Below are 14,094 nucleotides of genomic sequence, written 5' to 3' on the forward strand. Positions count from 1 at the left end.
ATTTCGTCGCACCCTAGCAAGGCGGTGCGGAATGGCCGCCGACCGCTCCCGCGCAGTCCGCTCGGACCCGCCGCGCTCGCGCGGGAGCCTCGACTCGAGCGGCCGTCTGCGGCCGTCGGGCCGAGTGCTGCGGGGGCGGCGGGCAGCACATCCGCGCACTGGCAGCCGATTTTCGGCGTGGGCTCGTCGAACTCGTCGGTTTGGATCGCGCCAGGACTCATGCTTCGCACGAGTCAGCGCCGGGTTTCGGCTGGTCGCGCTGCTCAACATCGGGCATCGCTGCGCGTTTCCGGTGTTCTCGTTGCCGCGGGGAGACGTGTGTCCTCTGTGGAGTAATAACGCGGCTTCTGCGGAAGGGGCACTGTGACCACGACGACACGCCCGACGGGTGATCGCAGTTCGCAGCGTGCACTCGTCCGTGATCTTTTCGGTTCCACCTGGGATAGATGGCCGTGACAGGTCCAAACGATCAGATCGGTATCGTCACCGGCGACGAGCCACAGCAGACGCTGAGGTCGCTGGCGTCTCGAGGACTGCCCGGTGCACTGGTTGGTCAGGAGGTGGGAGTCGGTGAGTTCAACCGCCCGACGCGGCAACACCGTCGTTGTGGTGCTCATGGCTGCCGCTGCCGTATCCGGCTCGACAGCGCTGGTTCCCGGCATGTGGCCACTGGTCACGGCCGCAGCGGGGCTCCTGCTCGTCGGTCTTGGGCTCCATCTGGCCGTGCAACGCGCGCGTACGACAGACGGCCACGACAGCTAGCTGTTCTGTCCCGTGAGGTCGGGCGTGCGGTGGCTGCGCAGCTACACCGGCAACTCCGGCGGCGATGTCGACAGCCTGCTCCGTACCGCGACACGGCGAGCTCACCCCGAAGCCGGCGGCGACCCAGCCGACTGGCACCGCAGCCGCTCAGGCACGCTACGCCCAGCCGCTCAGGCGCAACGACCGCAGCGGACGAGGCTCAGGTCGGGCTGTGCACGGCGGTCAGGTGCTCCTCCAGCGCATCGGTGGCCGCGGCCGCGCCGCCGCACCCGCGCAGGAGTTCGCTCATGCGCGCGATGTTCTCCCGCATCGCGGTGTCGGCGCGCACCTCGTCGACGGACTCGCGCAAGTTCTCGGCGGTGGCCTCCGCTGTGAGCTGCCTTCCCAGTCCGAGCGCCTCGACCCGCCGCGCGTTCGCCTCCTGCTCCGGCATCTGCGGCACGGCCACGAGGGGAACGCCGAAGTGGATCGCCTCCATCGTCGAGTTCATCCCCGTGTGCGAGAGGAAGACGTCGGTGTGCCGCAGCACCGCGGGCTGCGGGAAGTACGTGCGCACGTCGATGTTGTCCGGAACGCTGCCGAGCGCTGAGGGGTCCACGCGCTCGCCCACGGCCATGGCGACCTGCCAGCTGCTGTCGCCGAACGCCTCCAGGCACGCGCGGAAGAACTCGGGGCGATCGTTGAAGGCCGTGCCCAGCGAGACGAACAGCACCGGAGCGTCCGCACGCGCCGGGACCCAGTCCTCATGGCTTCGCGGGCCGACCGACGGCCCGACGAAGCGGAACCGCTCGTCGAAGGTCTCACCGGAGTACTGGAACTCGCGCGGCAGGAACACGATGTTCAACGGCGACGGTTCGCCCTCGAAGATGCCCGAGGTGTCCACGCCGATCTCCTCGCCGAGATCGGTGAGCACCTGCTGCATCCGACCGAACATCTCGACGTGCCCCGGCGGCATCGCCGTCGTGGTCGCCGCCTCCATCAGGTCCCGGCGCAGCGAGAAGTGCTCGTTGCTCGCGTGCGTGGGCACGAGCGCCACCCCGGGGATGCCGAGCGCTGCGCTGGCTATCCAGCCGGCCGTGGTCATCATGTCGTAGCAGATGGCCTGCGGTGGGTTCCGGGTGAAGGCCTCGCGCAGGACGGCGACGTCGGCGCGCAGCGTCTCGTCCAGCTGCCGCGCGGTCGCGTCCAGGTCTTCCGGGTCCGGGCGGGGCATGTCCCCGGGCAGGCTGACCAGTTCGGCCCCGGCGGCTTCGACTTCGCCGCGGCAGCGTTCGTGCGTCGCGTAGGTGACGGTGTGCCCGCGGCGGGTCAACTCGCGGACCACCGGCAGCGTCGGATTCACGTGCCCTGCGGCGGGCACGCTGGTCACGGCAATGTGCATGGCTTCCTCAGGACGGCAACTGTTGGTCGCAGGCGGTGGTGGCCGGTCTCGACCGATCCACCGTAGAACCGGCGGGGCGGGTGCCCGGTCGGTGTCCGCGCACCGCATGGTCGAGATCACACGGAGCGCGCTTGCCGAGGCCGTGCGGCGGAGCGAGCTGCCGGGTGCGGAGCGTGCCGTTCGGCGGCACCGGGGTCGAGGCGCCGAGAGGCGCGGCGGAGCGTGCTGGACAGCAGCTCGTCGTGCTCGCCGGTGCGCGTGCTCTCGCCGGTGAGCGCCTCGTGCGCGTCGCGCAGCTCCGCGACGGCGATGGTGAGCCGGCCGAGATCGGGAGCGGGGTCTTCGAGCAGCCGCCGCACCCGGTGCAGGGCGCGTTCGAAGCGGGCGACCGCCGCGGTGCGGTTCGGCAGCGCGCGAGCGATGACGAGCGCCACGACCGCGCCGAGCAGGGTGGCCAGCAGGCGGCTCACCGCCACGCCGTCCTGCTCCTGCGGCAGGGGCAGCGTGCTGGCCAGCAGCGCCACCGGGGTCGCGAAGACCACCGCGATCGAGTAGTTGCGGATGACGACCATTTCTGCGGCCCACTGGAACGCGGCCACGAGCACGACGCCGACCCACGCGGCCGGGTCGAGGTGCAGCACGAACGCGCCGATGAGCACGCCGAGCACCGTGCCCGTGCTGCGTTGCAGCAGCCGCGGAAGCGAGCGCGCCGCGGAGGTGACCTGCAGCACGGCGACGGCGGAGACGGCGGCCCAGTAGGCGTGCCCGATGCCGAACAGGTTGGCCAGCCCGACGGCGAGGAGCGAGGCGGCGGCCACCCGGGTGCCCGCGGCGAGCACCCAGCCCCACTCGTGGCGACGGCCTCCGCGCGCGGCGGCCGCTGTGCCGCGCAGCACGTGCCGGCGCGGGGGTCGTGCGGTGGAGGTGCGGGTGTCGGCTTCGGCGGGCTCGGATCCGCGCAGGTGCAGCGAGCGTTCCAGTTCACGCAGCCGCTGGGCGGTCGCCGCATCCGGTGCGGGCGCGGTGAGCGCGGCTTCGCACGCGGCGACGGCGCGGGTCAGCCGCGCGTAGGTGGGGTGCTCGCGCTGCGCCCGCGTGCTGTCCGAGAGCACGTGCCACGCGTCGCGGACTGCGGCGGCCGCGCTCTGCCAGCTGCGCTCGCCGTTGTCGGCGTTCTCGGTGTGGGCGGCGACCTGCCGGATCGTTTTGCCGACGGCGCGGCGGGGCGGGGCGAAGGTGTCGACGAGCGCTCCGCTGAGGCAGAACAGCCAGCCGAGAGCGGCGCTGCCCAGTGAAACGGCGACGAGTTGCGCGAGCACGGGCCAGGTCAGCGGCAGGTGGGCGCAGGAGCCCACGGCGAACGCGAAGATGAGTCCGCCGGGCGGGCCGAGGCGCACCGCGTTGCTGGCCGCGGTGGCCGCGGCGGCGACGACGGCCAGCACGGCGGCGGAGACGGCTTCGCGCCAGGCGGGCTCGGCGATCGCGGTGGAGACGAGGCCGCCGGCGGCGACGGCGGCCACGAGGCCGAGGCCGACGCAGGCGAGGGTGCGCGCCCGCCGCGGGTACGGCTCGTCACGGCCGTAGAGGGTGACGAAGCTGCCGAACAGGGAGCCGGCCATGAGGTCGAGGCGGTCGGTTGCGAGCAGCACCAGCAGCGGAAGCAGGGTCGCCAGTCCTGCGCGGACCGCGGGCCAAGTCGTCGCTTCGGCGGGGGCGATGCGGAAGGTCTGTCGGATGTCGCGAAGCAGCACTGTTCGGGGCACGGACACCAGGCTACTTGTGTTTCACCAGTAAAACACTAATGTGCGGAGACTTGTGTTGGGTGTCTCTTCGCAGCGCACAGCTTGATCCTGGGCAGCGGGCGGAACTGAGTGCTGTGCCACACTGGTCGGGTGAACCAGCGACGCGACTTCGTCGACGTGGTGCGCGCCCAATGGGCCGAGGTGCGGCCCGACCTCGACACCACGAGCATCGACCTCGTCGGGCGGATCCTGCGCGCGGCGACGCTCCTGCGCAACCAGCTCGATGCCGCCATCGCCGGTGAGGGGCTCAACCGCGCCGAGTTCGACATGCTCAGCGCGCTGCGCCGGAACAGGGAGCCGGTCACGCCCGGGGAACTGACGAAGCAGACCACCTCCTCGGGTGCGGCGACCACGAAACGGCTGCACCAGCTCGTCGAACGCGGACTGCTCGAGCGGATGGTGGACGCGCGCGACCGCCGCAGCGCGCACATCGCGCTGACCGAGCACGGACGCGAACTCGTCGACCGCCTCATGTCCCGCAACCTCGAAGCGGAACGGCGCCTGGTCGGCCACCTCGACCCGGACACGCAGCACGCCGTCAGCGAAGGTCTCGCGCAGCTGCTCGCCGCCATCGAAGATCCCAGCGCCACGGCCGCGCTGACCGCGCAGTTGCAACGCCGCACCGAAGAGGTCGGCACGGGAACCGACGGGACGGACGGCGCGCAGCCGGCCGATCCGGGCACCGCCGAGGCCGGCTGAGCAGGTCAGCCGGTGACCGCGGGCTCGGAGCGGCTCCGCGGCACGAACGCCACCGCCAGCACACCGCACAACGCGACCGCGCCGAAGAAGTAGAACCCGTACGGGTACGCGATCCCCGCGGTGACCAGCGCACCCGTCACGAACGGGCCGGCGATCGCGCCGAACCGCCCGATGCCCGAGGTGAAGCCCAGCGCCGTCCCGCGCAGCCGGTCGGGGTAGAACTCGGCGACGTAGGCGAAGATGAGCACTTGCGCGGAGAACACGAACACACCGGTCACGAAAACCGCGATGTGCAGCAGCAGCGCGTTTTCCATGCGGATGCTCAGCAGTGCCAGCAGCACGGCGCTGACCGCGAACCACACCAGGATCGTCGGCTTGATGCCGCGCCGGTCGGCGATGAAACCCGCCAGCACGAGCCCGACCACGGCACCGACGTTGAGCACCAGCAGCTGCGCCACCGAGGTCGCCACGTTGTAGCCGGCGCTGCGCATCAACTCCGGCAGCCACGTGTTCAGCCCGTACACCAGCAGCAGGCCCATGAACGACCCGACCCACACGCCCACGCCCGCGCGCAGCAGGCGCGGACTCAGCAGGTCGCGGAACCCGACGCGCGCGGAGCCTTCGCGCGCGGAGGCGAACACCTCCGACTCGGGCAGGTGGAACCACATGAGCACCACCACGCCCAGCCCGACGATGCCGAGCGCGTAGAACAGCACCGCCCAGTGCTCACCCGCGAGCAGCGCCAGCAGCGAGGTGAGCACCGCGCCCACGTGGTAGCCGGTCATCGTGATCGTGTTGGCCCGCGCCCGCTGCGTCGCCGGCAGGTACTCCGACATGATCGTCAGCGCCGCGGGCATGCACGCACCCAGTCCGATGCCGGCGAGCAGGCGCAACGCGGCGAACATCGCCACGCTCGGAGCCAGCGGCAGCACCAGGGTCAGTACCGAGAACAGCACGACCGAGGCCATGAGCACGGGCCTGCGGCCGAACCTGTCGGCCAGCGGGCCGACGCTGGCAGCGCCGATGGCCACACCCACCAGTGACATGGTGGCCACCGCCGTGGCCGAGGCCGGTGTGAAGCCGAGGTATCCGGTGTCCAGCAGCACGGGGATGATCGCCCCGAGCACGACGAGGTCGTAGCCCTCGAGCATGACCGTGACCCAGCACAGCACGCTCGGCCACGTCAGCAGCCGCGTTGCCATCGCACCCTCCTGCACGTCACCGCACCCCGCCGGTCGCGGTCGGTCCTGCCGAGCGGGGCCGACAGCGCTGCGCGCCACCGCTCGCGGTGACTGCGCACGTCCCCGCGCGTCGCTCTGCTGCCGCCCTGCGCGTTGCTCTGCGTCTCCTGCGTGTCGCCGTCGCCTTCGCGCCCACGCGGGACACGAGTCACGTCATATTAGGCATGGTGTCAATGCGCGGCCCAAGCCCGACGAGCTCAAGTCATCCGCGAACCGGTCAGCGGAGCTCGGCCCTCGGGTCGCTGACTCGGGTGGTTCGTGTCCGCGGCAGTCCCCGTGTCGGTGCTTCGGCGCGGCGACCGCGCGGTGTTCTCCGTACTGTCACAGAACAGCGAGTCCACGGGTTGCGGAGGATGACGGTGAATTCGACTGTCCGGCAGGCGCGCCAGCCCCGCAGGATGCCGCAACGGCTCGCGACGGGAGCCGCCGGTGTGGTGCTGGTGCTCGTTCCGGCCGGTGCGAGCGCCTCGAGCGCGGACATGTCCGCGCTCTCCGAGGTGCGGGAGTCCGTTTCCGCGAGCGGTGGAAGTCCGCTCGGGGCGGCGATACCGGTGTCGGCGGAACCGGTGCCGCAGAGCCAGGACGAGGACCGGAGCAAGCAGGACGTCACCTCGGACCGGATTTCGGTGGCTGCGATCGCGGCGGTTGGAGGGGCCGCGATGCTGGTCATCAGCGGTGTGGTGTCGTGGGTTCAGCGCCGTCGCGCCGCTCGTGACCGCAGCTGAGCGTCCACGTGCTGGCTCCTGATGCGAGGGGCGGGATCCTGCCGCATCCACTTGCGGAGTTCGAGAATCGCTGCGGGATCCGAACTTTCGGCTCTGGTGCGGTTGGTGATCGTGGAATTGCTCGGGGAGCGGGACCGCGTGCGTGCCGCTCCCCGAGCACGCGAAAATCCGGAGTGGAGGCCGGCGCTCGAGGCGCGGCCTCCACTTCGGCGGGTACGGGGATACCGCGGGTGGTCACCGTAATAATAATTCCACTGCGACTCCTTGCGTGCTTCAGCAGGGACGTCGGTGACGATACGACGCACCGGGAATGTTCGCCACGCGACACCCGGCGTGGCGCGATTTTTCCGCGGAAACCAGTGGATTTCTTGCGTGCGCAACGGATTTCCGGAGGCCCTCGGCGGATTCGCGGCGGCGGATTCGCAGCGGCGGATTCGCGACGCAGTGGTGTCGATGAGACTCGAGGAACATTCACAGGACGCGTGCACGACTGCCGTGCGCGGATCCTCGCGCAGCGTTGATCAGCAAGGGTCGGTGCAGAACCGGAAGCGCGGTTGGCGCCCCGGTGGGCGCGGCGGAAGATAGGCAACGGGTCGGGATCAAGCCAGCTGCATGCTGTAATCCGAGCGGGGGAAAGTGTGTTAAATGCGAGCTGTAATGATCCGTACTGTTGATCAAGAAACCTGATCAAGAAAAACGCAGATCATCATATCGGGTGATCAACCCCAGTGCGGAGATGCGGGCTGTGATGACGAGGATCAATCTCGCTTACATGACGCAAGGCATGACCAACCCCGCTCCCCCCGAGCCTGAGCGTTTCCCCGAATCTCCCCGACGGTCCACTGCGGACACATCACGACGGCGCGCGCTGTGGCTGACCCTGCTGTCGGTGCTCACCCCGGGCGTGGCCCACTGGCACGCGGGGCGCCGACGCACCGCGACGATCCTCGCCGCCTTCGGTGTGCTGATCTGGGTCTCCGTGGCGTTCGCCGTGGTCAACCTCGGCCGCGAACACGTCGTGGACGCGGCCGTGCGCCCGGCGGTGCTGCTGCTCGTCACCGCGACAGCGCTCGTGGCCGTCCCCGCGTGGGTCGCCCTCGTGATCACCTCGTACAACGCGGTGCGGCCGAAGGGCATCTCCAGGCGCCGCGCCCGCACCGCCCGGGTGGCGGTGCTCGGACTGTGCGCTGCCGTGGCGATCCCCCCGACGCTCGTGGCGCACTACGCCTACTCCCAGTACGACCTGGTCACCACCGTGTTCGCGGACGGCGCCGGCGGCCGGTCGTCCGCCGCGGCGGCGAACGCCGAGGACCCCCGGCAATCGGCGAAGCCGCTGCCCGGTGTCGACCGGCTCAACGTGCTGCTGCTCGGCAGCGATGCTGGCGACGGACGCGTCGGCACGCGACCGGACACGATGGTTCTGGCCAGTGTGGACCAGGACACCGGCAGGACCGTGCTGCTGAGCCTGCCGCGGAACCTGCAGAACGCGCCGATGCCGGAAGGCCCGGCGAAGGCGCGCTACCCCGACGGGTACTCGGGACTGCTCAACGCCGTCTACCGCGAAGGCGCGGAATTCCAGCCGGAAATCGCGCCCGACACCGAGAACCCGGGCGCAGACCTGCTCAAGGGCACCGTGTCCGAAATTCTCGGCATGCCCGTGCACCACTTCGCGCAGGTCGACCTCGACGGCTTCCGCGGCCTCGTGGATGCCATGGGCGGCGTCGACGTCAACGTCGCCCAGCGCATGCCGATGGGCGAAACCGGCGAGTACTTCCGGCCCGGGCCGCAGCACCTCGACGGCACTGAGGCGCTGTGGTACGCCCGCTCGCGCACCGGCGGCAGCGACTACGACCGGATGGAGCGGCAGCGGTGCATGCTCTCCACGCTCGCCGACCAGGCCGATCCGATGACGGTGCTGAACCACTACCACAAGATGGCCGCGGCGGCGAAGGACAACGTCCGCACCGACATCCCCGCCGACATGCTCCAGGACCTGGCGAAACTGGCCGAGAAGATCGAACCGGCGGGCAGCACCCAGTTCATGCCGCCGCTGATCGAACCGAGCAGCCCCGACTTCGACCGGATCCGGGCGATCGCCCAGGACACGATCGACCAGTCCGAAGCCGGCGAGAAGCCGGAGGCCACCGCCGTGCAGAACGACAGCGGCGTGACAGCGGCCTGTTGAGCACTCTGCACAGGTGTTTGAACGTTTCTCGAGAAAAGTCTGCGACTTTTCTCGAGAAACGTTCCACCCGGCCGCGTCCGAAAGCCGGGGTCAGGCCCCGAGCAGCGGGGTGAACCGGACGGCGACGACGGTGGCGAACAACGCCAACCCAGCCCCCAGCAGCGCCACATCGGCCGCGCCGACGGCGCTGAGCGTCGTCGCGGGACGCCGCTGCGAGAAGGAGAAACCGCGCAACTGCAGCGTGGACATCATCGTGCCGGCGCGCCGCGCCATGATGATGATCGCCGGGATGAACAACTTGGTCGCGTTGCCGAAAGCACGCACCGGCCGGCGGAGGCTCAACTCGATGCCCTTGATCTTCATCGCGTCGACGGTGCGGAAGATGTCGGCCAGGCTCGCGTACATGAGCAGGAACGCGTAGCCGACGAGGAAGCACAGCGGCTCGGGTACCCGCAGCCCGCGCATGCCGTCGGTGAGCTTGTCCGGTGACATCGTCGACAGCAGCGCCAAGCTCAAGAACAGCGCGGCCGACCACGCGAACCCGAGCCGCAGGCCGAAGTCCATGTCGCCGTCGAACGGCGCGAACTCGCCCACCGAGAGGTCGCGCCACAGCGGCACGATCACCAGTCCGATGAAGTTGGGCAGCTGCAACAGCCACAGGAGAAGCAGCGCGATCGGCGGCACGCGCGCGACGATGCTCAGCGCGAGCCCGGCGACGGTGGCGCCGAGCATCCACGGCCAGCTGGGTGCGGCGTAGAGGAAGAGGATCACCAGCGCGAACAGCACCAGCTTGATGCGCGGATCGCGGCGGTGCAGGACGGTGTCCTTGTCGGTGTGCAGCAGGGGGACGCGCATGCTCAGACTTCCTGGGGGGTCGGGCGGAGCTGGGCGGCGAGTTCGGCGACCGAATACGCCTCCGCGCCCAGGCGGGAAGCGATTCGGGCCGCTCGCGGGGGCAGCAGGGAAGTGCGGGCGAGCACCTCGGCACCGCCGGCGCCGAACACGTCGCGGACCGTGCCGTCGGCAACCGTGCGACCCTGCTCGAGCAGCGTGACCGTGTCCGCGGTCTCGGCGACGAGGTCGAGGTCGTGCTCGACCATCACGACGGCCGTGCCGCGGTCGCGGAGCCGGTGCAACAGGCGGTGCAGCGTCTCCCGGGCGGGTGCGTCCAGCGACACCCGCGGCTCGTCGAGCACGAGCACCGCCGGGTCGAGGGCGAGCGCCCCGGCGATCGCGACGAGCTTGCGCAGCCCGCGGGACAACTGCGTCGGATCGGACTGCAGCAGCTCCTCGGGAACTCCCGCCAGCTCCCGCGCCCACTGGACGGCGGCGGAGATCTGCTCGTCGCTGAGCACGATTTCGCGTCGGAACCAGCCGCGCTTGCGCACGCGATGCTGGCGCAGGGCGTAGGAGATCTCGTCGTGCACCGTGCGCTCGGTGATCTGCTCGTCGGGGTTCTGCAGCACCGTGCCGACGGTGCGGGCCAGCTCGGCCGCGTGGTGCTCGCGGGTGTTGCGCCCGCCGACGAGCACGTCGCCGGAACTGGGGCGCAGCAGCCCGCACAGCATCCGCATGAGGGTGGACTTGCCGGCGCCGTTGCCGCCGACGACGGCGTGCACCTGGCCGGGCGCGACGTGCAGGGAAACGTCCCGCACGGCGGGCGTGCCGTCGCGGTAGAGGTACCCGGCGCCGCGCACCTCGACGGCCCGGTCGGAAGCGCCCGGTTCGTCCTCGACGGACGCAGCGCCAACGGAGTCCTCAGTGGACACGACGCCCGCGGCCGCCGGTCCGCCTTCGGGAGCCGTCCGGTCATCGAGCGGGGACCGGTCCGCGAGGACCTGCTCGCCCCCGAGTTCCGGTTCGACGTCGAACGCGAGGCCGGCAGAGGACAGTTCCTCCGACGTGAGCGGAGCGTCGGGGAGGCCCGCCGCGCGCGCGATGCGGATCGCGATGGGCGGTTCCACCTGGGCGGCGGTGAGCAGGTCCGCATCGCGGAGCAGTTCACCGGCGGCGCCCTGCGCCCGCACGTCCCCGTCCTGCAGGACCAGCAGCTCGTCGGCCATTCCGACCAGCAGGTCCACGTCGTCCTCGACCACGACCAGCGTCATCGTCCCGGACAGTTCGAGCGCGAGCCGGCGGATCTCCTCCTTGCCGGACGGATCGAGCAGGCCGGTGACGTTGTCGAGCACGAGCAACTGCGGCTCGCCGGCCAGGGCCGCGGCGATGGCCACGCGCTGCTGCTGTCCGCCGGAGAGTTCCCAGGTGCGTTTGTGCTCCGCGTCGACGGCTCCGAGCCCGAGCTCATCGAGCAGCTGCCGGGCGCGTTGCCGGGCCTGTTCGACCGGGGTGCCGTGGTTGATCAGCGGAGCCATCACCTCGGAGAGCACGGTGATCTGGGTGAGCTGGGAGGCGTAGTCCTCGAACACGAGGCTCACCCGCTGCGCCACCTCGGTGATCGAGGACTCCCGCGGATCGATGCCGGCCACGTCCAGGGTGCCCTCGGACGTGCCGCCGGTGCTGCGGGGGGCCAGCCCGGCCAGCGTCGTGCACAGCGACGTCTTCCCGGCGCCCATCGGCCCGACGACCCCGAGGACGGTTCCGGGGCGCAGATCGAGGTCGACGCCGTGGAAAGCGGCCCGCGCCTGGTCCGGGTAGGTGAGGTCGAGACTGCGGGTGCGGATCAATCGGACTCCTCTGCTCAGCTGGGAGGCGCCGCGGCCCGGGGCGGGTGTCCGTCCGGGCCGCGGCGCTGTCGGAAGGCGGGCAGCATTGCCCGCGGTCAGCGAGTGGTCACTTCGGCGAGGGGGTGAACCCGAGGAGTCGCTCGATGCGTCCGTGCAGTGCGAAGGCGAGCGGGACCGTGACCAGCGCGCCGAGGATGATGCCGTGCGTGATGGTGTTGCCGAGGGCGCTGTAGATGGTCACGCCGACGCCTTCCTCGCCGAAGGCCAGGAAGGCCGAGCCCTCGATCACGGCTTGCACCAGCGAGCCCACGAGGCAGGCGGTTCCGATGCGCAGCCAGTTCAGCTGCTTGCCGCTCATCATGTAGCCGGCCACGGCGAAGCCGATGAAGTAGCCGGCGAATCCGAACGGGTCGTCCACTTCGTAGCCCTCGAGGATGTCGCCGATGGCCTCGCCGACGGCGGCGCCGATCGGGATGGCGAACGTGGGCAGTCCGCGCGGCAGCAGGGCGAGGAAGAGGAACGGGATGAAGAACGGCTTGAAGTCGATGTCAACCGGGATCTCCGGGATGCGTTCGAAGATCATCAGCCCGAAGAAGAACAGCACCGCGACCAGGGCGGCGACCACCATGGTCTTCGGTGTCGTGTTCGCCTGTGCCGCCGGGCGCGCTGTCTTTTCATCGTTCTGCGAAGTCATTCGCTCTCGTTTCTCCAGACCAGGGCGCTTGCGGGCCCGTGGTGTCGATGCGGTGGCGTCCAGCGCTGCTTTTCGTCCCTCGTTCGAGGGTCGCCTCGTATGGGAAATCTCGGCCGTGAACCGCGAGTGAATCCCGGGCTGCGTTCAGGTCGTGGCTCGTCGAAGACCGCAAAAACGAACGCACGCGGTTCGGGCGAGCGCGGTGCGTGATCAGCACCTGGGGCTGCATCGGTCGCAGCGGTGCCGCGTTCGGGCGAGTCGGCGGCCGGAGCGAGGCGGGTTCGGGTGAGCCGGGCTCGGGGCCGCCGCGGTTGCCGGACGTGCGTGCTCCGGAGAATGGAGGAACACCTTCCGTTTGTAAACCTTGCGCGGGCCGGTCTGCTGCAGGTACCTGCTGCAGGGTCTGCCGCACTGCTCTGCGCGCCTCGGCCCACCGCACTGCTCGGTGCTGCACCGGTCTGCCGATCCGACCTGCCTGCGGCACCGGCCTGCTGCTTCGCTCCGTCGTACTGGTCCGGGGAACGGCGGAACGACTTCCGACCGTGCACCCGGGCATCGCCGCCGCGACCGGCCGGATCGCGGCGGCGATCTTCCCACCAGGTATCCTGGGAACGATCCGCCGCACACCGGTGGGCGAGCCCTCGTAGCTCAGGGGATAGAGCACCACTCTCCTAAAGTGGGTGTCGCAGGTTCGAATCCTGCCGGGGGCGCATCATCCCAGGGCACAGCGGTGGTAACCGGCCCGGAGCAAGATCGGTTACCACCTTATTACCACCTTTGCTTCACGTCCCGGTCTCCAGCGAGGCCAGGGCTTCCGCCGCGGAGTTGCCCACGGTCTTGCGGTTCATGTACACGTCCTGGGTCATGCTCACGCGCTCGTGGCCGAGGTAGTCGGCGATCTCCCGGGCTGAGAGGCCGGCGCGGTCGAGCTCGGTGGCGACCAGGTGGCGGAACGCGTGCGGATGGAGTCCTTCCCACTGCGTGTCCCTGACCGCTTCCCGCAGGAAACCGCGCATGTTGTCCGGGTCACGCAGCGTGCCGGTGATGGTGGGAAAGACCCACGGTGCTTCCGCCTTCGCATAACGACGTCGGAGAAGGTCCATGAGCCACTTGGGGGGTGTCACGGTGCGCATGCCGGCCGAGGACTTCGTGTGCTCCTGGACCGCCAGCCCGGAGCCGGTGACCCGGATGGTGGTCCCTTCGATCGCGATCGTTCCGGCCGTGAAATCGACCTTGGACCAGTCCAGGGCCAACAGCTCGCCGATGCGGCAGCCGAGTCCGGCCAGAGCGTCGACAACGTCCGGGAGGTCGCGATTCCTCCATGTCTTGTTGCCTCGCAGGTGCTTGCGCAACACCGGGAGGTCATCAACCGTGACGGAGACCTTCGATTGGCGAGCCGAGCGCCGGCTCTGAGATGCCAGCACCACGTCCCCGATCGGATTGGACTCGCTCGCGTCGTATCGCACGGCGAGCCCCATGACCCCGCTCAGGACGACCTTGGCGTGCTTCGCACTTCCGGCACCTGCGTGTTCTTGCACGGCCCGGAGCACGCGAGTCGCCAATGCCGTGGTGACTTCAGAGACTCTCAGCTCTCCGACGGCGTCAGCGAGATCGCGGGACCACGCTTCGTGATAGGTCTCCTTCGTGCGGCGCGCCTTGTCGGATTCGTTGAGCTCGCGGAGCCACAAGCCCGCCAGTGCCTTGATCTTGGTGGTTGAGGTGATCTCTTCGTCCTGCGAGGCCCGTCCGCGATCCCGAAGCGCTTCGAGAAGGTTGCTTCTGGCAGCTTGCTTGCTCGAGCCGGTCCGCAGCACGGGGCGCGTCGCACCGTCGTAGTCGCGAAAGTTGGTGCGGGCACGCCACTTCTTCGCACTCACTCGGTAGTAGCGGATCTCCCCATGAGTTCCCAGCGGAAGCGGTG

At 69.9% G+C, this 14,094-nt stretch carries 10 protein-coding genes and 1 tRNA gene; 4 read left to right on the top strand and 7 right to left on the bottom strand.

Features of this window, described 5'->3' with window-relative positions; all coding sequences use genetic code 11:
- Positions 1 to 961: 961 nt before the first annotated feature.
- Positions 962 to 2,143: a macrolide family glycosyltransferase gene (locus ACVGV2_RS02685; RefSeq protein WP_459164462.1), complete on the bottom strand. Its 1,182-nt coding sequence runs from the start codon at positions 2,141 to 2,143 to the stop codon at positions 962 to 964.
- 116 nt (positions 2,144 to 2,259) lie between these two features.
- The gene (locus tag ACVGV2_RS02690; RefSeq protein WP_459164463.1) at positions 2,260 to 3,906 is read right to left on the bottom strand and encodes an FUSC family protein; all 1,647 of its coding nucleotides are present in this window, start codon (positions 3,904 to 3,906) and stop codon (positions 2,260 to 2,262) included.
- 129 nt (positions 3,907 to 4,035) lie between these two features.
- On the opposite strand from ACVGV2_RS02690, the gene ACVGV2_RS02695 reads away from it, so the two are divergent.
- Positions 4,036 to 4,644: a MarR family winged helix-turn-helix transcriptional regulator gene (locus tag ACVGV2_RS02695; protein ID WP_459164464.1), complete on the top strand. Its 609-nt coding sequence runs from the start codon at positions 4,036 to 4,038 to the stop codon at positions 4,642 to 4,644.
- Between the two features lie 5 nt (positions 4,645 to 4,649).
- Here ACVGV2_RS02695 and ACVGV2_RS02700 read toward each other — a convergent pair whose 3' ends face one another.
- A complete protein-coding gene (locus ACVGV2_RS02700) occupies positions 4,650 to 5,846 on the bottom strand; it encodes an MFS transporter (protein WP_459164465.1) in 1,197 nt (398 codons plus the stop codon).
- Positions 5,847 to 6,244: 398 nt separating this feature from the next.
- On the opposite strand from ACVGV2_RS02700, the gene ACVGV2_RS02705 reads away from it, so the two are divergent.
- Both ACVGV2_RS02705 and ACVGV2_RS02710 read left to right on the top strand, forming a co-directional pair.
- Positions 6,245 to 6,610, top strand: a complete 366-nt coding sequence (locus ACVGV2_RS02705) for a hypothetical protein (RefSeq protein ID WP_459164466.1) — start codon at positions 6,245 to 6,247, stop codon at positions 6,608 to 6,610.
- A 772-nt stretch (positions 6,611 to 7,382) separates the two neighbouring features.
- Positions 7,383 to 8,795 (top strand): LCP family protein, encoded by a 1,413-nt coding sequence (locus ACVGV2_RS02710; protein ID WP_459164467.1) that lies wholly within the window; start codon positions 7,383 to 7,385, stop codon positions 8,793 to 8,795.
- Positions 8,796 to 8,885: 90 nt separating this feature from the next.
- Here ACVGV2_RS02710 and ACVGV2_RS02715 read toward each other — a convergent pair whose 3' ends face one another.
- The 3 genes from ACVGV2_RS02715 to ACVGV2_RS02725 form a co-directional block, all read right to left on the bottom strand.
- Positions 8,886 to 9,650, bottom strand: coding sequence for an energy-coupling factor transporter transmembrane component T family protein (locus ACVGV2_RS02715; RefSeq protein WP_459164468.1), 765 nt, complete (start codon positions 9,648 to 9,650; stop codon positions 8,886 to 8,888).
- A gap of 2 nt (positions 9,651 to 9,652) precedes the next feature.
- Complete coding sequence (locus ACVGV2_RS02720) at positions 9,653 to 11,479, bottom strand: ABC transporter ATP-binding protein (RefSeq protein ID WP_459164469.1); 1,827 nt, start codon at positions 11,477 to 11,479, stop codon at positions 9,653 to 9,655.
- 106 nt (positions 11,480 to 11,585) lie between these two features.
- Positions 11,586 to 12,173: a hypothetical protein gene (locus ACVGV2_RS02725; RefSeq protein WP_459164470.1), complete on the bottom strand. Its 588-nt coding sequence runs from the start codon at positions 12,171 to 12,173 to the stop codon at positions 11,586 to 11,588.
- Between the two features lie 637 nt (positions 12,174 to 12,810).
- On the opposite strand from ACVGV2_RS02725, the gene ACVGV2_RS02730 reads away from it, so the two are divergent.
- Positions 12,811 to 12,883, top strand: a tRNA-Arg gene (locus ACVGV2_RS02730).
- A gap of 72 nt (positions 12,884 to 12,955) precedes the next feature.
- Here ACVGV2_RS02730 and ACVGV2_RS02735 read toward each other — a convergent pair.
- The gene (locus ACVGV2_RS02735; RefSeq protein WP_459164471.1) at positions 12,956 to 14,050 is read right to left on the bottom strand and encodes a site-specific integrase; all 1,095 of its coding nucleotides are present in this window, start codon (positions 14,048 to 14,050) and stop codon (positions 12,956 to 12,958) included.
- Between the last annotated feature and the right edge of the window lie 44 nt (positions 14,051 to 14,094).

It is taken from the genome of Bounagaea algeriensis (genome assembly GCF_054491375.1).